Consider the following 24,631-nt stretch of genomic DNA (forward strand, 5'->3'; position numbering starts at 1 on the left):
GGTAGTGATTGAGAAAATGGGTGGCCGGCGGGCTCTCCTCGCAAGCTCGGCATTTCTGGCCGCCGTGGTGATCGCGGCGATCGCGGTACCGCTCGCACTCAACAGCGGCACGGTGCCCGGCCACGCGATCGCGGTGTCCCAGGCGGGTCCGTGGCAGCTGGGATCGGACCGGGTCCCGCCCTACGAGAACGGCATCGATTCCTGGGTCGTGGGCGACGATCTGGTGCTGGTGAACGACACCTATGCGGTCGCGTACGCACGGAGCGACGGCAAGGAACGCTGGAGGATCCCCTCCCCCTCCGGCCATTTCTGCGGGGCGAGCACCTCTGTCGTCGATAACCACATCGCCGTCGGCTATGGGGATCTCTGCTCGAGCGCGGCCGTGCTGGATGTCAACGCGGGAAAGCTGCTGTGGCAGCGGGCAATGCCCATCACCTCGTCGGGAAGCCCATCGGAGGCGAAACTCGACGAGCACGCAGTGCTGGAGATCGTCGGCGGTTCGGTCGTGGTCGTGCACTACCAACAACTTCTCGGGCTGGACGCGGCCACCGGCGCCGTCCGCTGGTCCGAGGTCACGCCACCGACCGACGAGAAGGTGTACTCGAACTGCATCCCGTCGGACGGGATGCCGCGGAGCACGGACTTCGTGCTGCTGTCCCACTGCAGCGCCAAAGACTCCGGCGACGACTTGTACGTCGCCGTTGCCGTCGATCCCGCGACCGGAAAACCCAAGCAGCACAACGAGTTCGTGAAGAGCAAGTCCTACCTCACGATGGCGTGGGTGAGCGCGTCGCCACTGGTCGCCTACCTCAGCGATGCATCGAAAGGGGTGTACGAAACTCTCGACGACTCGCTCGAACCGGTTTCCACCATCGAGGCCGGAGACGCGTTGAACGGCTTCATGGGCGACGTCGGATTCGGCTACAGCCTGAGCGGGATCTCCAACGGCACGTCACATCGACGTTCGCGAGCACTCGTCACGGGCACCACGATGCTCGCGCTGACAAGCCCGCAGAAGCCCAATCGCCTCGCCGCGTTCGACCTCCGCACCGGTGCCAAACGCTGGGAAGCCCCGGCGCCCGGCGGCGGCATTGTCGCGGCACCGCTCGCGGTGGACCACGGGCAGGTGATCGCCGTGGTCTCCGCTGGCCAGGACAGTCCCGATCAGCGCATCGTCAAGTTCTCACTGGACACCGGAGCTGTGACTCCCGTGCGCACGGTCTCGCTCAGGGGTTCCGGCGATCGCCGCTTGGCACCGTGGTTCTGCCGTTTGTTCTGGGCAGACGGGGTCGTTTTCGGAGTCCGCGGGATCTACAGCGGGCAGTCCGCGGCACTGGTGTTCCGGCTCGGCTGAACACGGTCAGCCCAGCCCAAGTCCGTGAAGGGAACTGTGCGGGACTCAGAGTCCCGGCTGGTTCCCTTCACGGATCTGGACGAGGCGACGTCTCTGCTGGACACCGGTTCGGCGCGAGAGCTGGAACGATCGCTGAACGCGGTGCTCGAAGGCCGCACAGTGATCGAGATCACGGAGCTCGGCCCACATCAGGACTTGATCGCGGCGGGTGGTTCTTGATCAAGCCTGGTCGAGGCGGCCAGCTGAGCAGTGTTATCTGCCGCTGCTTCGCCGAGGCAGCAAGCTGAATCCGGAATGTTCGCCATAAATCCGGCGTTGGCCTCAAGCGGATCCTGATCTTCCTAGCCTGGGGGTGACGCCGGATGGCGGTCATGACGGTGGACGAACGAGAGAAGTTCCTCGCCGAGAAGCGAGTGGGCGTGCTGTCGATCGGCCGGGACGGCGCGGCTCCGCTCGCCGTGCCGGTCTGGTACGACTACGAGCCCGGCGGCGACCTGCTGATCTGGATGGACCGCGGATCGGCGAAGGACCGCGCGATCGAGGCGGCGGGCCGGCTGAGCCTGACGGTGCAGCAGGAAACCCAGCCGTACAAGTACGTCACGGTGTCCGGTCCGGTCGTGGACCGGTCCTCGGCGCCGACCGAGGAACAGGCGCTCGCCATCGCCACGCGGTACGCGCCCGAGGCCGAGGCGCGGAAGTTCGTCGAGGGCTCGCTCACGGAGAATTCGGTGCTGGTGCGGGTGCGCACCGAGCGCTGGCTCTCCAGCGACCACAGCAAGTAAAAGCCGTGAGGGGAACCTCGAGGGAATCCGCTTCCCTCAAGGTTCCCCTCACGGACGTTTGGTTCAGGCTTTCACGAGCGCGTCGACCGCGCTGTAGAACATGCCGAGGCCGTCGTCGGACGGGCCGGTGAGGGCGTCGATCGCGTGCTCCGGGTGCGGCATGAGACCGACCACTCGGCCGTTCTCGCTGGTGACGCCCGCGATGTCGTTGCGGGAGCCGTTCGGGTTGCCCCCGACATAGCGGAACGCCACCCGGCCCTCCGCCTCCAGCATGTCCACAGTGGACTGCTCGGCGACGTAGCAGCCGTCGTTGTTCTTGAGCGGAATCAGGATCTCCGCGCCCGCCTCGTAGCGCGTGGTCCACGCGGTGGCGTTGTTGTCCACGCGCAGCCACTGGTCGCGGCATACGAAGTGCAGGCCGACGTTGCGGATCATCGCGCCGGGAAGCAGACCGGCCTCGCACAGGATCTGGAAGCCGTTGCAGATGCCGAGCACCGGCATGCCCTTGCGCGCGGCGTCGATGACCGAGGACATCACCGGCGCGTAGCGGGCGATCACGCCGGCGCGCAGGTAGTCGCCATAGGAGAAGCCGCCCGGGACGACGACCGCGTCGACGCCCTTCAGGTCGTCGTCGGCGTGCCAGAGCGAAACCGCCCCGGCCTCGGCGTAGCGGACCGCGCGGGCGGCGTCGCCGTCGTCGAGCGTGCCCGGGAAAGTAATGACGCCGATGCGGGCGCTCACGCCTCCACCCGCCGGATCGTCCACTGCTCGATCACCGGGTTGGCGAGGAAGCCCTCGGCCATCTTGGCCAGCGTCTCGTCATCGACGTCGTCGTCGACCTCGAGTTCGAAGTGCCGCCCCTGGCGCACGTCGGCGACCCCGGAGAAGCCCAGCCGCGGCAGCGCGCGCGCCACCGCCTGGCCCTGCGGGTCGAGGATCTCGGGTTTGGGCATGACGTCGACAACGACTCGAGCCACGGCTGGCTGCTCCTTATTTCTGCAGGTCGTGGGTGCACTTGAAGCGTACTTCACTAGCCTGACCGGCAGACAGACCGGTATCGAGGGGGAGACATGAACCACCCGCCGCAGGGCCCATACCCGCAGCAGGGTCCTGTTCCGCCGCGCGGGCCGCGGCCTGGGCAGTTCCAGCAGCAGTACCCGCCGTCTTTCGGGCACTACCCGCAGCCGCCGAAGAAGAAGTCGAAGGCCGGGCTGTGGATCTCGCTCGGCGCGGCGGTCGTGGTGCTCGGCGGCGCGGTCGCGTTCACCGGCTGGGTGACGCCGGGGTTCTTCAAGGAGAAGCTGGACACGACGTCGCGGGGCACGCCGGAGCAGACGGCCCAGTCGGTCGCGAACTCGATCACCGAGCAGACCGGGCTGGATCGGCTGTGGTGCAAGATCCGGTCGAAGCGGACCTACACCGCCGACGAGTTCTTCCGGAACGCGAGGGGCGAGGCGAAGATCAGCAATCCGGTGCATCCGACCGGCCAGCAGGAGCGCGCGGCCACGATCACCGCGGGCGACCTGACCTACGGCATCGCGATCATCCCGGACGGCAACGGGTGGTGCGTGCGCGACGCCAAGTCGGGCGGCGAACCGGCGCCGCTGGCCAGCCTGTCGACCGATCCGAAGCCGCGTCCCCAGGTCAAGGACGGAACGGACGCCGCGACGAAGTTCATCGACGCGGTCAACGCGCGCGACATCCCGGCGGCGTTGTCCGTCATGTGCCGGGACGCGCCGGACACCACCCGCAGCGGCACCCAGCAGTGGATCTACGGCGAAACGAAGCTGACCGTTCGCAAGACGGACGTGCTGCGGACCGCGGGCCGGACCATCGTGCACGTCGACGCCAAGGTCGACGGCACCTCCAGCGAGGGCCGGGTGGAGACCGACGACGACGCGGCGGACGGCGCGTGCGTCACCTCCTTCGACCCCACTTCCGACTGATCGGTTTTCCGGGGACTTGCGCGTAGCGTGACCTGCGCCATGATGTGTCGTTGACAGGGTGTCAACACCACCGGGAGGCAGCGTGCCAGAGCAGGACTCCTTCGACTACGTGATCGTCGGCGCGGGCAGCGCGGGCTGTGTGCTGGCGAACCGGCTGAGCGAGGACCCGTCCGCGCGGGTGCTGCTGCTCGAGGCGGGCGGCGAGGACACCGCGGACGAGGTCCGGATCCCGGCGGCGTTCGCGTCGCTGTTCAAGACGAAGTGGGACTGGAACTACGAGACCGTCGAGCAGAAACACACCGGCAAGAAGGAGTACTGGCCGCGCGGCCGGATGCTCGGCGGCTGCTCGTCGATCAACGCGATGATCTACATCCGCGGCAACCGCGCCGACTACGACGGCTGGCGCGATGCGCACGGAGCCACCGGCTGGGGCTGGGACGACGTGCTGCCGTACTTCAAACGCGCCGAGGGCAACCAGCGCCTCGGCGGCCCGCTGCACGGCACGGACGGCCCGCTGCACGTCGAGGACCGGCGGTTCACCCACGAGCTGTCGCACGCGTGGGTGGACAGCGCCGTCGCGTGGGGGCTCAAGCACACCGACGACTTCAACGGCGAATCGCAGGAGGGGGCCGGGCTCTACCAGGTCACTTGCAAGCGCGGCCGCCGCTGGTCCACGGCGGACGCCTACCTGCGGCCCGCTTTGTCGCGGCCGAACCTGACCGTGCGGACGAACGCGCAGGTCACGCAGGTGGTCTTCGAGGGCACTCGCGCGGTCGGAGTGTCCTACCTGGACAAAGGCGTGCCGACGACGGTCCGGGCGGACGCCGAAGTGCTGCTGTCCGGCGGTGCGATCAACTCGCCGCAGTTGCTGATGCTGTCCGGCGTCGGACCGGCCGAGCATCTGCGCGAGCTAGGCATCGATGTGGTCGCCGCGCTGCCGGGCGTCGGCGACAACCTGCACGATCACCCGGCGGTCGGCGTGATCTGGTCGACGAAGGGCACCACCGACATCGCGGACTCCGCGACGCCTGCCGGACTGGTGCGCTACCAGCTGACCAAACGCGGCCCGCTCGCGTCGAACATCGGCGAGGCAGGCGCGTTCTACTCGACCCGCGACGGACTGGCCGCGCCGGACATGCAGATCCACGTGGCCCCGACGTTGTTCTACGACAACGGAATGCGCGAACCGACGTGTCCCGGCTTCACCTCGGCGGCCACGCTGGTCGACGTCGCGAGCCGCGGCCGGCTGCGGTTGAAGTCGGCGAATCCGTTGTGGAAGCCGGAAATCGACCCGGCTTACTACGCGGAGTCGATCGATCTGGAGTCGGTGAAGTCCGCCTTGCGATCGCTGATCGAGATCGGCCGGTCAGGTCCGTTGGCGAAGTTCCTGGACCGGCCGTTCTTGCCTGCGACGCATGAGCTGTCGGACGAGGCGTTGACCGAGCATGTCCGGGAGAACACGCAGACGCTGTATCACCCGGTCGGCACGTGCGCGATGGGCAGTGGCGAGCACGCGGTCGTCGACCCGGATCTGAAGGTGCGCGGGGTTTCGGGGCTGCGGGTGGTGGACGCTTCGGTGATGCCGGTGGTGCCGCGCGGGAACACGAACGCGCCGACGATCATGGTGGCGGAGAAGGCGGCGGACCTGATCCGGGCTCGATGACCGCTCTGTCAACCTGGCGGGATCTCCTTGCCGCCTGGGCGATTCCGGAAACCGTGCACCCTCCGGAATCGCCTTGGGTCCTCCCGCGTGAGGTGTTCCTGCGGCGTGCCGACCGGCAGATCGCCGCGCCGATCGGGGCGACTCACCAACTGGCTGCCGAGGCGTTGCAGGAGCCGGGCACGGTGCTCGACATCGGCGCGGCGGCCGGGGCGGCGAGTCTGCCCCTGGTCGGCCGGTCGAACGTCACCGCGGTGACAGCGGTGGACACCGACGACGAGTTGCTCGCGGCGTTCGCCGAGCGGGCCGCGGGCGTGGAGCATCGGCTGCTGTCCGGCCGGTGGCCCGATCTCGCCGACGAAGCCGGTGCGGCGGACGTTGTCGTGTGCGGGAACGTGGTTTACAACGTGCCCGACCTGGCCCCGTTCGCCGCGGCGCTCACTGCGGCGGCGCGGCGGCGGGTGGTGGTCGAGACGGCCGCGCGGCATCCGTTGACGGAGCTTAATCCGTTGTGGCAACGGTTTCACGGCATTGAACGACCGGAGGGGCCGACTGCCGCGGACTGTCTCGCGGCGCTCGCGGAAGCGGGGATCGAGCCGGAAGTCGTGGAATGGCGGCGGCCGCCGGAGCCGGAGTACGCGGAATTCGCGACCATGGCGGACGTCGTCCGGCGGCGGTTGTGCTTGCCTGCCGACGCGGCCGCAGACGTCGAGCGGGCGTTGGCGGACCTGGGGGTTGACCCGGAAATGCCGCCCGATCTCGGATCCTCCGGCCGGGATCTGGTGACCCTGACATGGCCCGGTTCCGCTTAACGGACCCGTTCCAGCGCGGGGACACGGGCGAACTGCATTGCGAAGAGCTGCCAGGCAAGGAAACCCAAGCCGAGGAGGACGTAGGCGTCGCCGACGAGGTGCTGCCACGGTTCCCACGCGAGTTCCCTCATCCCGCTGGAGGGCACGAAGGTGTGCGGCGCGGCGATGAAGACCGCCGCGCCCGCCGCCAACGCCGCGCCGGCGCGAAGTGTGCGGACGCGGGCGGCGAGGATGAGCATTGCGGGCACGACCCAGACCCAGTGGTGCGACCAGGAAATCGGGGACAGGACGAGCACCGCCGCCGCGTTGACGACGAAGCCGAGCGAACTGTCGACGCGCCGCATGACCAGTACGGCGGCGACCAGGACGAACGCGGACAACGACAGCCACAGCAGGTCGTGGGCCCGCGGCAGCAGCGCGAGGCGGTTGAGGGCGCCTTGGATGGTCTGGTTGGTCGCGTAGGGCGAGCCGCTGAAGCCGTCGGCGCCGGTGAGTCCGCCGCCGAAGAAGTACTCGACGGACGCGTGCGGGGCGACCAGGAAGCCGAGCAAAGTCGTCCCGGCACCGGTGAGCAGTGCGTTGCGGGCGGCGCGGAAATCCTTGGCGATCAGGAAGAACAACAGGAAACCGGCGGGTGTCACTTTGATCGCGGCGGCCAGGCCGACGAGTATTCCGCGCGGCCAGCGCGGGTTGGGCGCCAGGCAATCCACGCCGACCAGGGCCATCAGGACGAGGTTGATCTGTCCGAAGCCGATAGTCGAGCGCACGGGCTCGAAGGCAAGTGCCGCAACGGTCAACGCGGAGGCAGTGAGCACCGCGGACCGGCGATTCCAGTCGCGCCACAGGCGGCGGACCGTGGTGTACAAGACGATCCAGAGCGACGCGGCGGAGAGGAGGTCGAGCAGAACTGACGCGACCGGCAGCGGCGGGAGCGCCAGGGCGGAGAAGAGCATCGCGGCGAAGGGCGGGTAGATGAACGGCAGCATGGACCCGGCCGTGGTGGTCGGGAGCGGACCGTACAGGTCGCCGCCACGGACGGCGGCATCCGCTCCGAAGCGGTAAACCTGCAAGTCAACCGGGTTGAAGCTGCTGATGACGGCCGCTGCGCCCGCGACGAGGGCTACCGCGCCGAGTGCGGACGACCAGGCGAGGATCCGCCCGGCCTTTCCTTGAAACCACATACGGGCGGCGATTGTAGCTGCCTGCGCAACAAGCGGGCGGACTGTTCCGGATGACCGTTTTCACGGAATTGTCGTACCCCGTCGTTACAGTCGGCCCCATGAGCACCTCCCTCTACTACAACGCGAGCCGGGCATCCGCGCTCACCGCTGCCGAGACCACCGCCATCGAGCGCATCGTCACCGCCCGGCAGGCGTCTTTTCCCTGTCCCGACGAGGAATCCCTCTTCCTGTACGAGGAGGGCGGCGACGAGCCGGACGCGATCGTGGCCGGGTCCACCAAGATGCCGTTCGAAGTCGACCACGTGATGCCGGTGCTCGAACACGTCCTTGGTTCGGTGACCGAGTTGCGCCGTGCCCTCCCGGACGCGCAGTGGCACGTGCACCTGGACGATTTCGACATCCCGTGGGACGAGAGCGAGGGGTATTTCCTGCCCTCGTAAGCGGCTAGCCGACTCTCCGCAGTGCCTCGCGGGTGAGGCCGGCCAGGGTCGGATAGCCGTCGACGGCCATGATCAAGTCAGCTTCGGCGAGCAAGGTACGCAGCACATGGACAACGCCGTCCTCACCAGCCAACGACAATCCCCAGGCGTACGGGCGGCCGACGCCTACCGCGGTCGCGCCCAAGGCCAGCGCCTTGACCACGTCGGCTCCGGAGCGAACGCCGGAGTCGAACAGCACCGGCGTGCCGTCCGCGGCGTCGACCACTTCGGCCAGGCAGTCCAGCGCCGGGAGGCCGCCGTTGGCCTGCCGTCCGCCGTGATTGGAGCAGTAGATCCCGTCGACCCCGCCGTCGATCGCGCGGCGGGCGTCGTCGGGATGCTGGATGCCTTTCACCAGCAGCGGAAGCTTGGTCAGGGACCGCAGCCAGGGCAGGTCTTCCCAGGTCAGCGGGTTGCCGAAAAGCTGAGCCCACAGTCCGACGGCGGCCGCCGGGTCGTCGTCGGGAGCCTTGCCGAGCCGTTTCCGGAACACCGGGTCGGTGAAGTAGTTGGCCAGGCAATGCCCGCGCAACTGCGGGAAGTTCGCCGTCGACAGGTCGCGCGGCCGCCAGCCGGTCACCCAGGTGTCGAGCGTGACCACGATGCCGCGGAAGCCCGCCGCCTCGGCGCGTTGCACGAGCGAGGCGGCGACGTCACGGTCAGTTGGCGTGTACAGCTGGAAAAATCCGGGGGTGTCGCCCAGTTCCGGGACGAGCGTTTCCATCGGGTCGACGCTCAGTGTCGAAGCGACCATCGGCACGCCTGTTCGGGCGCTGGCCCGCGCGGTCGCCAAGTCGCCGTGGCCGTCCTGCGCGCACAGGCCGATAACGCCGACCGGCGCAAGGAACAGCGGCGACGGCAGGTTCATGCCGAACAGGTCCACCGACAGGTCGCGTTCCTGCGCACCCACGAACATCCGCGGGACCAGACCCCAGCGCTCGAATGCCTCGACGTTCCCGCGCTGGGTCCGCTCGTCGCCCGCTCCACCGGCCACATAGGACAGTACAGACGGCGGAAGCGCTTGTGCCGCACGCGCTTCCAGTTCCGCGTATGCCATCGGCAGGTCCGGAACGCGGCCGGACAGCCCGGCGAAGTAGATCTCGTGCTGGAAATCGCCGAAGCCGGGCAACAGTTCTCCTCAGCGCTTGCCGTGCAGGACGGTCACCAGCTTGGCGACCAGTGCGTCCGTGGATTCCTTGCGGGAGAAGGAAGTGAGCGTGAGCGGCGCGGTGAACCGCTGCCGGGCCACTGCCTTCGGGCGGGCGAACTCGCGCAGCCCCTCCGGGCCGTGGATCCGGCCGAACCCGGAGTCGCCGACGCCGCCGAAGGGCAGCGAGGCGATGCCGGCGAACGAAAGCGGCGCGTTCACCGAGGTCATGCCCGCGCGCAGCCGCGAGGCCAGCTCGGCGCCGCGCGCCCGCGAGAACACCGTGGAGCCGAGGCCGTACTTGGTCGCGTTCGCCTTCTCGATCGCTTCGTCCATGTCGCGGACCCTGGCGATGGTGACCGTCGGGCCGAACGTCTCCTCGCGCACCGCCTCGGAGTCCTCCGGGACGTCGACCAGCACGGTCGGCTGGACATAGCGGTCGCCGACGCTCTCCACGCCGCCGACCAGCGCTTTCCCGCCGCGCTTCAGTGCGTCCTCGATGTGGCTGCGGATCACCGAAAGCTGCGAGGGCATGGTGATCGGACCGTACTGCGCGTCCTCGTCGGAGCCGGCGCGCACGTTCTTCGCCTTCTCCACCACCCGCGCGACGAACTCGTCGGCCACGCGTTCGTGCACGTAGACGCGCTCGACGCCGATGCAGGTCTGACCGGAGTTGGAGAACGCGCCCCAGACAGTGGCGTCGGCCGCGGCTTCGAGGTCCGCGTCCGTGTCGACCAGCAGCGCGTCCTTGCCGCCCGCCTCGATCACGACCGGGGTGAGGGTGTTCGCGGCGGCGGCCATGATCTTCTTGCCGGTGGCCGCGGAGCCGGTGAACGCGATCTTGTCCACGCCGGAGCCGACCAGCGCGGCGCCGGTCTCGCCGAAGCCAGTGATCAGCTGCAGCACCGGCTGCTCGGGCACGATCTCGGCGAACGCGTCGACCAGCCATTTTCCGACGCCGGGGGTGTACTCGCTGGGCTTGAAGACGACGGCGTTGCCCGCGGCCAGCGCGTACGCGATGGAGCCGAGCGGGGTGAACACCGGGTAGTTCCAGGGCCCGATCACGCCGACGACGCCGAGCGGGAGGTACTCGACGGTCGCGGCCTGGTTGGCCATGAGGAGACCGGACGAACGGCGGTGCTTGCCGAGCACCTTGCGGGCGTTCTTCGCCGCCCACGCGATGTGCTCGATCGCCAGCACGCTCTCGAGCTGGGCGTCCGCGATCGGCTTGCCGGTTTCGTCGCGCACGACCTGGCACAGCTGCGGGAGCCGCCGGGTGAGCACGCCCTTCCAGCGCTGCAGCCGCTCCGCGCGCCCGGCGAAGCCGAGGCCGTCCCACCAGCGCGCGGCCGCCCTCGCCCGTTCGACAGCGGCGTTGACCTGCTCGGCCGTGTGCACCGGGTAGGTGCCGACGACCTCGTCGGTGGCCGGGCTGAGCGAATCGAACGTCTCGCCGACGGGCGTCGGCTTCGGCTGGACCGCGGTCATCGGCGTCTCCCCGTGTCGGTGAACCCCCAGGCTACGAGGTTGCTGACACTCTGCCAACAGTTGCCCGGGCTTCCCGCCAGCATGGCATCTCAGGAGCTGGCGCGGAAAGTCCTCCGACCGGGAGTCCTCGCTGGACACCCTCGTGGACCAGGCACGGAGCGTAGGGTTGAACCGACCGATCTTGGTAAGGAGAAAACCTGATGCGGATCGTCCATTTCGGACATTCCTGCGTACTGCTCGAGACCGCCGCGGAGCGGATTCTGCTCGACCCTGGCACGTTCTCCACCGGTTTCGAGAACGAGCGCGAACTGTCCGCGGTGCTGATCACCCACCAGCACTTCGACCACCTCGACGTCGAACGGCTGCCCGGCCTGCTCAAGGCCAACCCGGACGCGAAGCTGATCGTCGACCCGGGCTCGGCCGAGGCGATCGAGAAGCTGCACCTGGAGTTCGAGGTCGCACGGCCCGGCGACGCGTTCGAGTTCGGCGGCACGTCGGTGTCGGTCGTCGGCGGCGAGCACGCGGTGATCCACGCCGACATCCCGGTGATCCCGAACATCGGCTACCTCGTCGACCACGGCGCGTTCTACCACCCGGGTGACTCGTTCTTCGTGCCCGAGCAAAAGGTCGACGTGCTCGGCCTGCCCACCGGGGCCCCGTGGCTGAAGGCGGGCGAAGCCGTGGACTTCCTGCGCGCGGTCGCGCCGCGCCGTTCGGTGCCGATCCACGAGGCGGTGCTGGCCAACCCGGCAATGCACTACGGGCTGTTCCAGAACCTCGCTCCCGAGGGCACCGAGGTGAAGGTGCTGGATCGAGGCGTCGCGACGGAACTCTAGGCGGGAGCGGTGTGGCGCAGGGAGCCGTAAGTGCTCCCGAAAGCCCGGTTTTCCAGGGCGACGTCCACCGCGTCCAGCAACGCCTGCCGCAAGCCGGGGCGGCTGAGGTCAGCGGCGTCAATGCCAAGCCGCACCAACCCGCCTCGGCGCGCGGCCCGCGCGGAAGCCAGTACGAGCGCGAAGCAGCGGACAGTCTCCGTACGGTGGGACTGACTCGTGAAGTCCTGCACCCGCGCGCGCCGGACCTCGCCGGTCACCAGGTCCCGTACGGCGTTCTGGTCGGCGCACAGCGTGAAGCCATGCTCCCGCAACGCCTGCACAGTGCCAGGCGACGCCAGCCAACGCGGCGGCGCGAAGCCGTCGACAGTCACGCCGGTCGCATCGAGGGCAGCCTTCGCGGCGATGAGCCGAAGCCGTGCTTCGTGCGCGGGGAGCACGGCGAACTCAGCCTTGCGCCCCAGGTGCACGGCGCGATGCGTCGGCGGAATGCGGTGGTCGTAGCCATTGAGCAACACCGAGTCGCCCGCCGCGGCGCGCGTACGGACCCAGGCCGTGACGGGCCCGTCCTCGGTGCGCGCGACATGCAGGATCGACAGCGGGACGTGCCGACGTTCGAGTTCGGCCGCCAGATGCGCACAACGGTGCAGCGTGCGCGTGGTGACCCCGGACAGCGAGACCAGCAGGCGAGCATCCACACCACCATTGCGCCGCAGCCGTGTGGCGACCGCCTGACCGCTCCGTGAACTGCGAGTGAGACTTACCCGGCGGACAGTCACCGCTGGGTTTTATCCGGCTTTGCGGCAGTGCCAGATGAGCAGCGACGGCACGTCTTTCGCCGCCGCGGCCAACGCGTCCGGCACCAGGCCGTTCAGCGACCACGGCCAGAGATCCCACGGCCCGCCACCAGGCACGTAGCGCGGTTCCGCAGGTGCGGGCCTCGGTTCCTGACAGCTCACCGGCGCGAGGCCCGCAGCGAAGAACGCACGCAAGTAATCACCAACGCGGTGCTGCCTAGTCCGCACCCGAGCCGGGTCACCGCCGTCCGTGCGCACGGACGGGATCGATCCGCGCTGGACCTGCTCAGGATGCACATCCGAGAGAACAAGGTGCCCACCCGGCGCGAGTACCCGGGCAAACTCCGCGACCACCGGCATCAGATCCGGCACGTGCGGCAGTGCGAGGCCGCACAGCACGACGTCCTGCGACCCGTCGTCAACCGGAAGTTCATGCAGGTCAGCGACAAAAGTCGAGTCGGCCTCAGCGTGACTGAGCATCTCCGGCGAACCGTCGACGGCGACGACGCGGTGGCCGCGTTCGACCAGGAGGCGGGTGAGACGTCCGGTGCCGCAAGCAGCGTCGAGCGCACGCCCCGGCGGGATGGCGTCGAGGATCGCCGCGACGTGGGGCTCGTCAGCGAACGCGGCGTTCTCACCGGAGTCATACGCCGCTGCCCAGCGCGCATAACCGTCTCGCGGGGCGAGCTGCGCTACCTCGACCCCCTTGGCCAGGCCTTCGTCCGCCAGCAGCGCACGAATTTCAGCGAGCCGCGCTTCGACGAACTCGCGATCATGCTCGCCGGTGAACGCGCGGAGCAACGCCGCGCCTTCGATGCCGACGAGGTAAGCGAGGGGATGCTCGTAACTCACGCCTGCGGACGCTAACCGGGCAAATGCCGCAGTGCCACCGATTTTCGCGCTAGCCGACTGGGCTCAGCAACTCACGGATTGGCCGGTTTGGCCGCCTCCACCAGTCGCCGCACCGCGACCGCGATCCGCCCCCGCAGGTCGGGATCGATGAGGGCCCCGTTCTCGACGGCTTGGCGGGGAATCGGAATCCGCGCACAAGCGTCGTCGACGATGCGAGTGCCCGCGTAGGTGAGGGTTTTGCGGAGAGATTCGTGCGCGTCCGCACCCCCAGTCGGCGCGGCAACCGAAGACGCGTTGATCCACGCGACGGGTTTGCCGTACATCTCGCCGCCGCCGATCGTCCAGTCGAGCAGATTCTTGAAGGAACCCGGCAGGCCGCCGGCGTACTCCGGGGTGCAGAACAAGACGCCGTCCGCCGCCCCGATCGCCTCCCGCAACGCCGCGACTTCGACCGGCAACGGATCCCGGTCAAAGTCCGGATTGAAGTGCGGCAGCCCAGCGAGCCCACCGTACACAGTGGACGCCGTAAAGCCAGCCGCGGTCGCGATGACAGCCGCGTTGACCGAACCGGCCCGCAGGCTGCCGCTGATGAGCAGAAGCACGAGGCCCAGTGTGCCAGTGCCAGGGCGGCCGCGGGGTCGGCTTTTCGGGGCGCGCCTGACTTTCACCCACTGCAACCGCCCGAACGCAATCACCACCCGATGCCAGCCCTGACGCGCTTCCGGCGCGCGCCGACCTTGGCGGTGAACGCTTGGTGACGAACCGGGTTGCCCAGCGGAGCGCAGACTCCGGAGCAGCCTGAAGCCAACGCGTCCCGCTCCGACGCTGGCAGGGCTCGGCGACAGCCGGCCGGACACGACCTGCGCGCTGGCCTGGAGCCGACAGCGACCAGCCCTCGTCTGAATGCGGTGCCCAGCCCGCCGAGGTCAGCGACCAGCCCTCGCCTGAACGCGGCGCCCAGCCCACCGAGGCCAGCGACCAGCCCTCGCCTGAATGCGGTGCCCAGCCCGCCGAGGTCAGCGACCAGGCTGGTGCCAGGACGAACTCACTCCCACACCACCCCACCCCGTTGTCCCTGTGCCAAACCGGCCGCCGCGGCTGCGGAGCGGGTTTCCGGGTCCAGCGGGTTCGGACCGATCGCCGCGACCGATGCCTCGTCTGGTTCCAAGACCGCGACCTTCGCGCCTGCCGAGCGCAGATCCGCCACCACCTGACCGAACGGTCGCTCCGTCGGGAATGCCTCTGCCGCGCCCATCGGGACGACCACTGTCACCTGGGCGAAACCTGTTGCATAGTCGGCATTCGCGGAGGAGCGGACGCCGCCGTCGACATACCATCCTCCGTTGATCGGCACCGCTGGCCAGACGCCGGGCACTGCGCAGCTTGCCTCCACTGCGGCGACCAGCGAGACACCGGACGAGCGCTCGAACACCGATGGCTCACCGGTTTCCGCTTCTACCGCAACGATTTTCATCGCACGATCGGGCCAATCGTGGGACGGCAGGCGGGATTCGATCACTGCGCGCCGCCGCGGTTCCGGGACGGTTTTCGCGGCCAGGGCGTATTCTCCCATCGCCTGGCGGATTTCCGCCGCGGTGCCGCCGTCGGCCAGCACCGCGGCGAAATCCTCGCCGAACTTTTCCGGGTCGAACTCGGCCGCGATCTCCGCCGCTTGCAAGGACGGGTCGGTTTGCCTCGCGTACAACTGCGGCAGCGGCAGTCCGCTGCCCAGCTGTGCCGCCACCGCCGCACCCGCTGACGTGCCGATCAGCACGTCGGCATCGGTCACGTCCTGGCCCGCTTCCGCCAGCCCGGTCAGCAAACCGGTCGCCCACGCGATCCCGGCGACGCCACCGCCGCCCAACACCAAAGCTCGGCTCATGCCGCTCCTTTCACCGGCACCCACTCTGCCCTACGGCACCGACAACTTCCGAAGCGCCGACTCCAGCAGGGCGTCCGTCTCGGGTTTCGGCAACGACAGCTCCAGCAGCGTTTCCGCTACCTCACGGTATTTCGCGACCCGCGCAGGACTCGAACTGCTGGCACTTTCCCGCAGCAACCGCTCGTGGACGATCGAGGGCAGGTCCGCGAAATCGAAAATCGTGAACGCCCTGCCCAGATCGGGGCGGCGGTCCGCCGGGACCACTCGCACCTCGACCTTGCCTTCCGCCAGCCGCTCGCGCAGATGCCACAGCTGTTCCGCCATCGCTTCCGCGCCACCGATCTTCTTGTGCAGCGCCGTTTCCCCCAGCACCAACACACACCGCGCGCCCGAATCGAGCACCACTCGCCGCGACAGCCTCTCGGCTACGCGCGCATCCACTTCGTCCGCGGCAACGGCCGCAGAACTCGACAGCAGCGCTCGTGCGTACCCGCTCGTCTGCAACAGCTGCGGCACTGCTTCCGGCTCCCAGCCGAACACTGCCTCCGCCGTGCGTTCCCACTCCAGGTACGGCTCTTCTCCGCCGCTGTCTATCCAGTCCTGCTCTCGCGCTCCTCGCGCCATCTCCACTATTCGCCTGCGGTCCGGCCCGATCACCCTGCAGTGCGCCAGGACCGCTCCGATGTCCTCCGGCTTCGGCAGCCGCAGTCCTCGTTCCCAGTTCGTCACGAAACCAGGCGTCATCCCCAGCAACCGGGCCAACTCTCTTACACCCAGTCTTCTTCTCTCCCGCGCCGCGCGTAACTCCAGGCCCAATGCCCTCGCGCGCGGTGTTGCGTACGGTGTGGTCATGGTTGCAGTGTGTCAGGGGGTGCCGACAGTTTTCGGGGTTCTCTCCCCAGGACCCCCTCGGGCTACAGCCAGTCCTCCAGCGACAACCCCGTCATCCTCTCGTACGCCTCCACGTACCTTCCCCTCGTCGCCTCCACCACTTCACTCGGCAACGGCGGCGGCTGTACGTTCGACGCCCTCTCCCAGCCCGACTCCGGGCCCGTCAGCCAATTGCGCACGTACTGCTTGTCGAACGACGGCTGCACCCTTCCCGGCTCGTACCCCTCCGCCGGCCAGTACCGCGACGAATCCGGCGTCAGCACTTCGTCCGCCAGCACCAGCGCGCCCGTCTCGTCCACGCCGAACTCGAACTTCGTGTCCGCCAGCAGGATTCCGCGCTTCGCCGCCACTTCCGCGCCACGGCGGTACACCGCGAGCGTCGCCTCGCGTAGCTCCTCCGCGCGCTTCGCACCGATAGTCGCGACCACTGCGTCGAACGAAACGTTCTCGTCGTGCTCGCCGAACGCCGCCTTCGTCGCGGGCGTGAAGATCGGCGACGGCAGCTTCGATGCCTCCACGAGCCCTTCGGGCAGCTCTACGCCGCACACTGCGCCCGTGCGCTGATAGTCCGAGTAACCGGACCCCGTGAGGTACCCGCGCGCGACAGCTTCGACCGGAAGCATGTCGAGACGGCGGACGAGCAGCGCGCGCCCGCGTACCTCTTCAGGGATGCGCGGGTCGTCGTACGCGACAAGGTGGTTCGGGACCAGGTCCGACAGCTGCTCGAACCAGAACACGCTCATCGCCGTGAGCACGCGGCCCTTGTCGGGGATGGGCGTGTCCAGGATGAAGTCGTAGGCGGAGATGCGGTCCGAGGTGACCAGCAGCAGGTGGTCGTCCCCGACCGCGTACAGGTCCCGGACTTTTCCGGCAGCGATCTTCGGGTAATCGGCGAGCGTCGTCACTGCTGCACCCTAACCCGAGCACCGCTACAGCGAGGATGATGCAGGTCATGGCCTACCGCTGGATTTCGTTCACCTCCGACTACGGGCTGCACGACGGCTTCGTGGCCGCTTGCCACGGGGTCATCGCCGGCATCGCGCCCGACGTACGCGTTCTCGACGTGACTCACCTCGTCCCGCCGCAGCAGGTGCGCTCAGGCGCGGCAGTGCTCGCGCAGACCGTGCCGTCGCTGCCTAAGGCAGTACACCTCGCTGTCGTCGACCCAGGCGTCGGCACTGAGCGCCGCGGCATCGTGGTGGTCGCGACGCACGGCATCCTGGTCGGCCCGGACAACGGCCTGCTCCTACCCGCCGCAGAGGCACTAGGCGGCGTGTACGCGGCGTACGTGATCGACGTGCGCACCCCGACGTCCGCGACCTTTCACGGCCGCGACATCTTCGCGCCGACCGCCGCGCGGATCGCGATGGGCGCACACCCCGGTTCCTTCGGCCCCGCCATCCGCGACCTGGTGCGACTGCCGGAACCGCTGGTCGCGGCGTTCCCGGGCAAGCTCGTGTCGGACGTGCTGACGGTCGACCACTTCGGCAACGTCCAGCTCGCCGCCACCCCCGCCGACCTCGAACTGACCGGGTTGACCGGTGCGGTGACCGTGCACAGCGAGCACGTCGCGGTGCCCGCCACGATCGGCCGGACCTTCGCCGACGTGCCGCGGGGCGCGAACCTCGTCTACACCGACTCGGCGGGCAAGCTGGCCGTCGCGGTCAACGGCGGTTCGGCGGCTTCGGTGCTGCGGATCGGGCCGACCGAGGAATGCACCATCACCTCGTCGCCGACCGCCAGCTGACCGGGCCGGGTCACTGCCGCCTTCATGCCGAAGAGGACGCCGCCCGCCGGGTCGCGGTGGTACGCCGCGAGCGAGCGAATCGGCTCCGGGCCGGACCGCTTGCCGGTTTCCTGATCGACCATCGGCACCGCGCAGCGGACGCACAGCTTCGCGTAGGCGAACTCGGCTCCGCCAGCTTCCATCCGGCGCACCGAATCCTCGGCGTGCGGTTCCGCCCAGCCGCGGATCACGAGATTGGGCCGGAACCGGTCCATGGGCACGGGTTCGCCGCCGCGCTCGGCGATGCGTTCGTTGAGGTGGTCCAAAGAGGACTCGGAGATGACGAGGATCGCGTGGCCATCGGCGAACCGCGCGGTGCCAGCGGTCTCACCGCTCGTGACGCGGTCATGCTCCGGGGTGACGCCGAGCAACACGGACGGCTGGCCGACCACGGTGGAGAACCACTCAGCGGCGTCGGCGCCCTGGTGGACGCCCTCGCCGGTCCAGGTGAAGGTGGACGCGGGGTGGCGTTGGCCGTCCTTCTGGACCTCGATGGTCAGGTCTTCGATGCCGGGCGCGGACAGGGCGAGGCGAGCGCCGCCGTCCAGGAGGCGGGGCCGGATTGCGGCCATGACCGGGAAGCGGCGCTGGCTTCGGAAGTCGCCGTCGGCCGCGGCGACGATGAACTCGCGGTCGTGCGCGAGACCGGCCGGGGTCACGTCGGCGGACTGGACGGTCGTGCCGGCACAGCCTTTGACCGGGTAGTACGTGAGCCGCGAGATCGTCCCCATGGGGTTCACGGTACCTGCTCGTCCGAAGGGGACCGGGCGCCGCAGCCATCCCGCTGGGGCCGCGTTCCCGCGAAAGTCCGTGCGGGGAACCCCGACGGAATCAGATTCCCCCAGGGTTCCCTCGCCGACCTCGGCATCGCACGCCGGGCCGTCGCCGGGCGTTAGGGCGGTCAGCCGATCACAACACCTGTGACAAAAACTGCTGCAACCGAGGGCTAGCCGGTGCCTCGAACACCTGCTCCGGCGTCCCCTGCTCCACGATCCGGCCAGCGTCCATGAACGCGACCTCGTCGGCCACGCTCCGGGCAAACCCCATCTCGTGCGTCACCACGATCAACGTGAGACCCCGCGAAGCCAACCCAGCCATCAGGTCCAGGACGCCCTTGACCAACTCCGGGTCCAGCGCACTCGTGGCCTCGTCGAAGAGCATCACTTCCGGTTCCATCGCCAGCGCACGAGCGATCGCCACCCGCTGCTGCTGGCCGCCGGACAGCGCAGCCGGGCGGTACGGGGCCTTGTCCGCGAGCCCGACTTCCGCCAGGCGCGTCCGGGCGACCTCGGCCGCGTCCTCTTTGGACAGACCGCGCACGCTGCGCAGCGGCAGCACGATGTTGTCCAGCACCGAACGATGCCCGAAAAGGTTGAAGTGCTGGAAAACCATCCCGACCCGCTGGCGCAGCGCGTCCGGATCCGAGGCGATAACGCTCTCCCCGTCCAGCAGCAAATCACCGCTGTCGGGCTCCTGCAAGCGGTTCACACAGCGCAGCAAAGTGGACTTGCCGGAACCGGACGGGCCGATCACGCACGTGGTGCTGCCGCTGGGCACCTTCAGGTTCACCCCGCGCAGCACCTCCAGCGTCCCGAAACGAACGTGGATGTCCTTCAGTTCCACCGAAGAAGAACGAATCGCCGTGCTCATATCGCCGCTCCGCCCGCGAGCATTTCGTTGTTCTCCGCTGTCACCTTGCGGCCGGTTTGCAGCCGCTTGTCGATGTAGTTCACCAGGTGCGTCAGCGGAACCGTGATCACCAGGTAGACGGCACCGGCGGCCACCAGCGGCGACAAGTTGCCCGTGTTGGCCGCGAGGTCCTGGCCAATCCTGAACAGTTCTCGTTGCGAGGTAAGGAAACCGAGGAAGTACACCAGGGTCGAGTCCTTCACCAGCGCGATGAACTGGTTCACCAGCGCGGGCAGCACCCGCCGAACGCCCTGCGGGATCACCACCAGCAGCATCGCCTTGGAGTAGCTCATGCCGAGCGCGCGGCTCGCCTCCAGCTGTCCTTTGTCGACGCTCTGGATGCCCGCCCGGAAGATCTCGCCGATGTACGCGGCGGCGATCAGGCTCAGCGCGGCGATGCCCAGCGGGTACGGGTTGTTGCCCACCACATTGCGGGCGAGCAGGCCGACGCCCTGACCGATCACCAGGATGGTCAGGATCGCGGGCAGCCCACGGAAAATGTCCGTGTACACCCGCGCCGGCCAGCGCAGCCAGCGTTTCGCGGACAGGCCCATCACCGCGAGCACCATGCCGAGCAGGGTCCCGATGACAGCCGCCGCCACCGAAAGGATCAGGGTGTTCAGCAGGCCGGTCTTGAGCAGGTCCGGGAAAACCTCCCAGATGTACTGCCAGTTCAGGAAAGTGTCGAAAAACTGATCCATCAGGCTACTTCGTCTTGAAATCCGCGGGAACCGGAATGCTCGGCTCGAACTGCTGGTGCACCTTCGCCCAGGTGCCGTCCGCGACGGCCTTCTTGATGCCGTCGTTCAGCTTGCCCAGCAGTTCGGTGTTGCCCTTCCGCACCGCGTATCCGTGCGGGATGCTGGTCGTGATCGCCTTCGTGACCTTCAGCTCGGGGTTCTTGGTCGCGTAGTCCTCCGCGGACACCTGGTCGAACACCGCGCCGTCGATCGCCGAGGACTTCAGCGCGCTCAGCGCCGCCGCGTCGTTCGGGAACCGGACCACCTGCGCTTTCGGCGCGTTCGCGGCGAGCCAGGTGTCTGACACCGTGCCCTGCACCACGCCGATCCGCTTGCCGGTCAACGAGTTCTCGTCACTGATGCCCGCGCTCGCCTTCGCTTCGATGCCGAGCGACTGGTAGTTGTACGGATCGCTGAACGCCACCGTCTTCTTGCGCTCGTCGGTCTGCGCGATCGCCGAGCTGCCGATGTCGAACCGGCCGTTCGCGACGCTGCCGAGCAGTGCCGAGAAATCGGTCGCCACGAATTCCAGCTTCAGGCCCTCTTTCGCGGCGATATCCTTCAGCAACGCGTTGTCGAAGCCGGTGAATTCGCCGTTTTCCTGGTACGCGTTGGGCCGGGAATCGCTCAGCGTCCCGACTCGCAGGGTCTCGCCCGCGTCGCCACCGCACGCGGTGAGACCGGCGACCAGTGCCGCCGCGAAGGCGGTGACGATCAGTTTCTTCATGCCACCAGTGTGCCTGGGCATCAGGAGTTCGCCACCGGGAGGCCGGGGCCGCCCTTCTCCAGCTCCTTCGCGACCGGCGCCTCCTTGAAGAACTGCGCGTGCAGCCGGGCCGCGGTGCCGTCGGCGATCGCCTTGGCCAGTCCGTCGTTGATCTTCTTCAGCAGCTCGGGGTTCGACTTGGCGACCGCGAAAGCCGACGGGGTGTCCTTGTCCGCGACGGTGTAGCCGAATTCGAGCGGAATCGTCGGGTTCTGGTCGATGTACTTCTGGCCGATGTCCTTGGGCACGACCCAGCCGTCGAGACCGCCGGTCTTCAGCTGCGCGAAACCGGCGTTGTAGTCCGGGAACCGGACAACCTGCGCACCGGCGAGCTTGCCGGCGAACTCGTCCTGCACCGAACCCTGCACGACGCCGACCCGCTTGCCCGCGAAGGAGTTAGCGGCGGGCAGCGCGGCGCCCTTCTTGCTGACGACGGTCGTGTAGCTGGTGTCGTAGCCGTTGCTGAACGCCACGGTCTTCTTGCGCGCGGCGGTCGCGGAGATCGTTGAGCTGCCGATGTCGAGCTGACCGCCGGCCACCTTCGCGAGCAGGCTGGAGAACTCGGTGCCGACGAAGTCGACCTTGAAGCCCTCGCGCTTGGCGATGTCCCGCAGCAGTTCGTTGTCGTACCCGGTGAACTGGCCGTTTTCGAGGTAGATGCTGGGCGGGGCGTCGGTGAGGGTGCCGACGCGCAGGGTCTCCCCGGAAGCGTCCGAGGATCCGCACGCCGTAAGGCCCGCGGTGGCGGCGACTACGACGGCGAGCGTGCTGAGGATCTTTCTCATGACTTCTTCCTGAATATCCGGCGTGCGCAGACAAGAAGCGCCAGGCCGCGGGGTGGCGGCCTGGCGCTTCCGGGTTCGGCACGAAGACTAAAAGCTTCGCCCGATCGAGTAATGCCGTCTCAGCACGTGGACGACGTGCGCGCACTCACAGAATCGGCTGCGGCGCGTACGCCGCGGCCTCCGGGAATCGCTTGAGCACGTCCTCGACGCGCGCTGCGACCTCTTCGACCTGGCGCGGGGCGACGCCGGTGAACGAGATCCGGTCGGCGAGGAGTTCGTCCAGGTCAGCGCGGTCGAGCGGGAGGCGTTCGTCGGCCGCGAGCCGGTCGAGGAGGTCGTTCTCCGCGCCGCGTTCACGCATCGCGAGGGCGACCCCGACGGCGTTCTCCTTGATGGCCTCGTGAGCCGTCTCACGCCCGACGCCCCGGCGCACCGACGCCATGAGCACCTTCGTGGTCGCGAGGAACGGGAGATAGCGATCAAGCTCACGCTCCACGACGGCCGGGAACGCGCCGAATTCGCCGAGCACGGTGAGGAAGGTTTCGAGCAGGCCGTCGAGCGCGAAGAACGCGTCCGGCAGCGCGACGCGGCGCACCACGGAATCCGAGACGTCGCCCTCGTTCCACTGGTCGCCGGCCAGTTCGCCGATCATCGACAGGTAACCGCGCAACACCACCGCGAGACCGTTCACGCGCTCGCACGAGCGGGTGTTCATCTTGTGCGGCATGGCCGACGAGCCGACCTGGCCCGGTTTGAAGCCCTCGGTGACCAGCTCGTGCCCGGCCATCAGCCGGATCGTCTTGGCGAGGCTGGACGGCGCGGCGGCGAGCTGGACCACAGTGGACAGCACGTCGAAGTCGAGCGAACGCGGGTACACCTGCCCGACGCTGACGAACCGGTTGCCGAAGCCGAGGTGCTCGGCGATCCGGGATTCCAGCTGGTCCAAAGTGGACTCGTCGCCGAGCAGGTCGAGCATGTCCTGCGCGGTGCCGACCGGGCCCTTGATGCCGCGCAGCGGGTAGCGCTCGATCAGGTTGTCCAGCCGCGAGAACGCGACGAGCAGCTCGTCGGCGGCGGTCGCGAAGCGCTTGCCGAGCGTGGTCGCCTGCGCGGCGACGTTGTGCGAGCGGCCGGCCATCACCAGGTCGGAGTGCTCGACGGCGAGCGCGGCCAGCCTCGACAGCACCGCGGCGACGCGGCCACGGACCAGCTCCAGCGAGCGCAGCTGCTGCAACTGCTCGACGTTCTCGGTGAGGTCGCGCGAGGTCATGCCCTTGTGCACGTGCTCGTGCCCGGCGAGGGCGTTGAACTCCTCGATCCGGGCCTTCACGTCGTGCCGGGTGACGCGTTCGCGCGCGGCGATCGAGTCGAGGTCGACCTGCTCGACCACGCGCTCGTAGTCGTCGAGGACGCCGTCGGGCACCTCGACGCCCAGTTCGGCCTGAGCCCGCAGCACGGCGAGCCACAGCCGCCGCTCGAGCACGACCTTGCGTTCGGGCGACCAGAGCGCCACCAGCTCAGGCGAGGCGTAGCGGGCGGCGAGCACGTTCGGAATGCGGGGCTTGTCCGTCACGCGGCCACGATACCTGCGCAGGTCAGCGCTGCGGTCACCACTCCGTGAAGCTGCCGTCGGGCAGCCGCCACACCGGCGACCGCCAGGCGTGCCCGGTCTCGTCGGCGCGGCGGACCGCCGCCTCGTCCACCTCGATGCCGAGGCCGGGCGCGGTCGGACGCGCGGCGTAGCCGTCGGCGAACCGGAACAACGCGTCGTCGGCGAGATAGGCGACCGGTTCGCGGCCGTCGTGGTAGTGCATGCCGAGGCTTTGCTCCTGGATGAGGAAGTTCGGCGTCGCGAACGCCACCTGCAGCGCGGCGGCCAGCGAGATCGGGCCGAGCGGGCAGTGCGGGGCGAGATTCGCGCCGTACACCTCGGCCAGCGCGGCGATCCGGCGCAGCTCCGAGATGCCGCCCGCGTGCGACGGATCCGGCTGCACCACGGCCACACCCGCGTCGAGCACGGGTTTGAACTCCCAGCGCGAGAACAGCCGTTCCCCGAGCGCGATCGGCACCGTCGAGGCCTCGACCACCGATTTGACCACGTCAGCGGGCAGTTCCGGCAGCACCGGCTCCTCGACGAACATCGGCTGTACCTCTTCGAGCATCTTCACCAGCCGGCGCGCCATCGCGGGCGAGACGCGGCCGTGGAAGTCGATCGCCAGGTCCCGGTCGGGTCCGAGCGCTTCCCTCGCCTCCCGGGCGCGGGCCAGCGCCGCACTCGCTTCGGCCGGAGTGGCGATCGGCCCGAGCGGACCGGCGACGTTCATTTTCACGGCGGTGAAACCCCGCTCGACCTGCGCGGACACCGCGTCGAAGATCCCCGACGGACGGTCGCCGCCGACCCACGAATACACCCGCACGCGGTCGCGCACCGGACCGCCGAGCAGCTCGTGCACCGGCGCGTTCCTGGCTTTGCCCGCGATGTCCCACAACGCCTGGTCGAACCCGGCGAGCGCGCTGGAAAGCACCGGACCGCCGCGGTAGAAGCCGCCGCGGCGAAGCACCTGCCAGTGGTCCTCGATACGCAGCGGATCCTTCCCGACCAGCAGCTCGGCCAGCTCGTGCACAGCCGCGCGAACGGTTCCGGCGCGCCCTTCCACGACCGGTTCGCCCCAGCCGGTGATGCCCTCGTCGGTGCTGATTTTGAGGAACAACCAGCGCGGCGCGACGAGAAACGTTTCGATCCCGGTGATCTGCACCTTGT

General features: G+C 68.7%; 27 protein-coding genes. 9 read left to right on the plus strand and 18 right to left on the minus strand.

Translation table 11 applies throughout. The features are described from left to right. Positions 1 to 4 precede the first annotated feature (4 nt). The 3 genes from H4281_RS21580 to H4281_RS21590 all read left to right on the plus strand — a co-directional run bounded on the left by H4281_RS21580 (position 5) and on the right by H4281_RS21590 (position 2,136). The gene (locus tag H4281_RS21580) at positions 5 to 1,354 is read left to right on the plus strand and encodes an outer membrane protein assembly factor BamB family protein (protein WP_182892747.1); all 1,350 of its coding nucleotides are present in this window, start codon (positions 5 to 7) and stop codon (positions 1,352 to 1,354) included. A 36-nt stretch (positions 1,355 to 1,390) separates the two neighbouring features. Continuing rightward, complete coding sequence (locus H4281_RS21585; protein ID WP_182893042.1) at positions 1,391 to 1,573, plus strand: hypothetical protein; 183 nt, start codon at positions 1,391 to 1,393, stop codon at positions 1,571 to 1,573. A 143-nt stretch (positions 1,574 to 1,716) separates the two neighbouring features. After that, positions 1,717 to 2,136, plus strand: a complete 420-nt coding sequence (locus H4281_RS21590; protein WP_182892748.1) for a pyridoxamine 5'-phosphate oxidase family protein — start codon at positions 1,717 to 1,719, stop codon at positions 2,134 to 2,136. Positions 2,137 to 2,199: 63 nt separating this feature from the next. Here the strand turns inward: H4281_RS21590 and purQ are convergent, their stop codons facing one another. Beyond that, entirely contained in the window at positions 2,200 to 2,877 is a 678-nt protein-coding gene (gene purQ, locus H4281_RS21595) for a phosphoribosylformylglycinamidine synthase subunit PurQ (protein ID WP_182892749.1), read from the minus strand. After that, the gene (purS, locus tag H4281_RS21600) at positions 2,874 to 3,113 is read right to left on the minus strand and encodes a phosphoribosylformylglycinamidine synthase subunit PurS (protein WP_037808692.1); all 240 of its coding nucleotides are present in this window, start codon (positions 3,111 to 3,113) and stop codon (positions 2,874 to 2,876) included. The genes purQ and purS overlap by 4 nt, the downstream gene beginning before the upstream one ends. 93 nt (positions 3,114 to 3,206) lie before the next feature. Here purS and H4281_RS21605 point away from each other — a divergent pair, with 93 nt between their 5' ends. From H4281_RS21605 to H4281_RS21615, 3 genes are all read left to right on the plus strand, one after another. After that, on the plus strand, positions 3,207 to 4,082 hold the full coding sequence (locus H4281_RS21605) for a hypothetical protein (RefSeq protein WP_182892750.1): 876 nt from the start codon (positions 3,207 to 3,209) through the stop codon (positions 4,080 to 4,082). Between the two features lie 82 nt (positions 4,083 to 4,164). Continuing rightward, entirely contained in the window at positions 4,165 to 5,745 is a 1,581-nt protein-coding gene (locus tag H4281_RS21610) for a GMC family oxidoreductase (protein ID WP_182892751.1), read from the plus strand. Next, positions 5,742 to 6,554 carry a class I SAM-dependent methyltransferase gene (locus H4281_RS21615; protein ID WP_182892752.1) on the plus strand — a complete coding sequence of 271 codons (813 nt, stop codon included), beginning with the start codon at positions 5,742 to 5,744 and terminating at the stop codon, positions 6,552 to 6,554. The genes H4281_RS21610 and H4281_RS21615 overlap by 4 nt, the downstream gene beginning before the upstream one ends. Here the strand turns inward: H4281_RS21615 and H4281_RS21620 are convergent. After that, the gene (locus H4281_RS21620; RefSeq protein WP_182892753.1) at positions 6,551 to 7,735 is read right to left on the minus strand and encodes a glycosyltransferase 87 family protein; all 1,185 of its coding nucleotides are present in this window, start codon (positions 7,733 to 7,735) and stop codon (positions 6,551 to 6,553) included. The two genes, H4281_RS21615 and H4281_RS21620, sit on opposite strands and share 4 nt — an antisense overlap. A gap of 98 nt (positions 7,736 to 7,833) precedes the next feature. Here H4281_RS21620 and H4281_RS21625 point away from each other — a divergent pair, with 98 nt between their 5' ends. Continuing rightward, positions 7,834 to 8,175 carry a hypothetical protein gene (locus H4281_RS21625; RefSeq protein ID WP_182892754.1) on the plus strand — a complete coding sequence of 114 codons (342 nt, stop codon included), beginning with the start codon at positions 7,834 to 7,836 and terminating at the stop codon, positions 8,173 to 8,175. Between the two features lie 4 nt (positions 8,176 to 8,179). Here the strand turns inward: H4281_RS21625 and H4281_RS21630 are convergent, their stop codons facing one another. Together H4281_RS21630 and H4281_RS21635 are read right to left on the minus strand one after the other, a co-directional pair. Further along, positions 8,180 to 9,343, minus strand: coding sequence for a lactate 2-monooxygenase (locus H4281_RS21630; protein ID WP_182892755.1), 1,164 nt, complete (start codon positions 9,341 to 9,343; stop codon positions 8,180 to 8,182). Between the two features lie 9 nt (positions 9,344 to 9,352). Further along, positions 9,353 to 10,849, minus strand: coding sequence for an aldehyde dehydrogenase family protein (locus tag H4281_RS21635; protein ID WP_182892756.1), 1,497 nt, complete (start codon positions 10,847 to 10,849; stop codon positions 9,353 to 9,355). Positions 10,850 to 11,049: 200 nt separating this feature from the next. On the opposite strand from H4281_RS21635, the gene H4281_RS21640 reads away from it, so the two are divergent. After that, a complete protein-coding gene (locus tag H4281_RS21640) occupies positions 11,050 to 11,685 on the plus strand; it encodes an MBL fold metallo-hydrolase (protein ID WP_182892757.1) in 636 nt (211 codons plus the stop codon). Here H4281_RS21640 and H4281_RS21645 read toward each other — a convergent pair. From H4281_RS21645 to H4281_RS21670, 6 genes are all read right to left on the minus strand, one after another. Beyond that, positions 11,682 to 12,380: a DUF2334 domain-containing protein gene (locus H4281_RS21645; protein WP_182892758.1), complete on the minus strand. Its 699-nt coding sequence runs from the start codon at positions 12,378 to 12,380 to the stop codon at positions 11,682 to 11,684. The genes H4281_RS21640 and H4281_RS21645 overlap by 4 nt on opposite strands. A gap of 90 nt (positions 12,381 to 12,470) precedes the next feature. Next, entirely contained in the window at positions 12,471 to 13,331 is an 861-nt protein-coding gene (locus tag H4281_RS21650) for a class I SAM-dependent methyltransferase (protein WP_182892759.1), read from the minus strand. 71 nt (positions 13,332 to 13,402) lie between these two features. Beyond that, the gene (locus H4281_RS21655; RefSeq protein ID WP_370648233.1) at positions 13,403 to 13,927 is read right to left on the minus strand and encodes an NADPH-dependent FMN reductase; all 525 of its coding nucleotides are present in this window, start codon (positions 13,925 to 13,927) and stop codon (positions 13,403 to 13,405) included. Positions 13,928 to 14,376: 449 nt separating this feature from the next. After that, complete coding sequence (locus H4281_RS21660; protein WP_182892761.1) at positions 14,377 to 15,213, minus strand: patatin-like phospholipase family protein; 837 nt, start codon at positions 15,211 to 15,213, stop codon at positions 14,377 to 14,379. Positions 15,214 to 15,243: 30 nt separating this feature from the next. After that, a complete protein-coding gene (locus tag H4281_RS21665; RefSeq protein WP_182892762.1) occupies positions 15,244 to 16,065 on the minus strand; it encodes a helix-turn-helix domain-containing protein in 822 nt (273 codons plus the stop codon). 62 nt (positions 16,066 to 16,127) lie between these two features. Continuing rightward, positions 16,128 to 17,009, minus strand: coding sequence for a phosphoribosylaminoimidazolesuccinocarboxamide synthase (locus tag H4281_RS21670; RefSeq protein ID WP_182892763.1), 882 nt, complete (start codon positions 17,007 to 17,009; stop codon positions 16,128 to 16,130). A 47-nt stretch (positions 17,010 to 17,056) separates the two neighbouring features. Between H4281_RS21670 and H4281_RS21675 the strand changes: the two genes are divergently transcribed. Beyond that, complete coding sequence (locus tag H4281_RS21675) at positions 17,057 to 17,851, plus strand: SAM hydrolase/SAM-dependent halogenase family protein (RefSeq protein WP_182892764.1); 795 nt, start codon at positions 17,057 to 17,059, stop codon at positions 17,849 to 17,851. On the opposite strand, the gene H4281_RS21680 is transcribed toward H4281_RS21675, so the two are convergent. The 7 genes from H4281_RS21680 to dgoD form a co-directional block, all read right to left on the minus strand. Next, positions 17,734 to 18,621 (minus strand): MOSC domain-containing protein, encoded by an 888-nt coding sequence (locus H4281_RS21680; RefSeq protein WP_182892765.1) that lies wholly within the window; start codon positions 18,619 to 18,621, stop codon positions 17,734 to 17,736. The genes H4281_RS21675 and H4281_RS21680 overlap by 118 nt on opposite strands. A gap of 178 nt (positions 18,622 to 18,799) precedes the next feature. After that, positions 18,800 to 19,540, minus strand: coding sequence for an amino acid ABC transporter ATP-binding protein (locus H4281_RS21685; protein WP_182892766.1), 741 nt, complete (start codon positions 19,538 to 19,540; stop codon positions 18,800 to 18,802). Further along, positions 19,537 to 20,280 carry an amino acid ABC transporter permease gene (locus H4281_RS21690; RefSeq protein ID WP_182892767.1) on the minus strand — a complete coding sequence of 248 codons (744 nt, stop codon included), beginning with the start codon at positions 20,278 to 20,280 and terminating at the stop codon, positions 19,537 to 19,539. The genes H4281_RS21685 and H4281_RS21690 overlap by 4 nt, the downstream gene beginning before the upstream one ends. Before the next feature lie 4 nt (positions 20,281 to 20,284). Beyond that, positions 20,285 to 21,046, minus strand: a complete 762-nt coding sequence (locus H4281_RS21695; RefSeq protein ID WP_182892768.1) for an ABC transporter substrate-binding protein — start codon at positions 21,044 to 21,046, stop codon at positions 20,285 to 20,287. Positions 21,047 to 21,066: 20 nt separating this feature from the next. Further along, entirely contained in the window at positions 21,067 to 21,870 is an 804-nt protein-coding gene (locus H4281_RS21700; protein WP_182892769.1) for a substrate-binding periplasmic protein, read from the minus strand. Between the two features lie 145 nt (positions 21,871 to 22,015). After that, complete coding sequence (purB, locus tag H4281_RS21705) at positions 22,016 to 23,443, minus strand: adenylosuccinate lyase (RefSeq protein ID WP_182892770.1); 1,428 nt, start codon at positions 23,441 to 23,443, stop codon at positions 22,016 to 22,018. A gap of 34 nt (positions 23,444 to 23,477) precedes the next feature. Beyond that, positions 23,478 to 24,626 (minus strand): galactonate dehydratase, encoded by a 1,149-nt coding sequence (dgoD, locus tag H4281_RS21710; RefSeq protein WP_182892771.1) that lies wholly within the window; start codon positions 24,624 to 24,626, stop codon positions 23,478 to 23,480. Positions 24,627 to 24,631 lie beyond the last annotated feature (5 nt).

This window comes from Amycolatopsis dendrobii, assembly GCF_014145675.1.
GTDB classification, from domain to species: Bacteria; Actinomycetota; Actinomycetes; order Mycobacteriales; family Pseudonocardiaceae; genus Amycolatopsis; species Amycolatopsis dendrobii.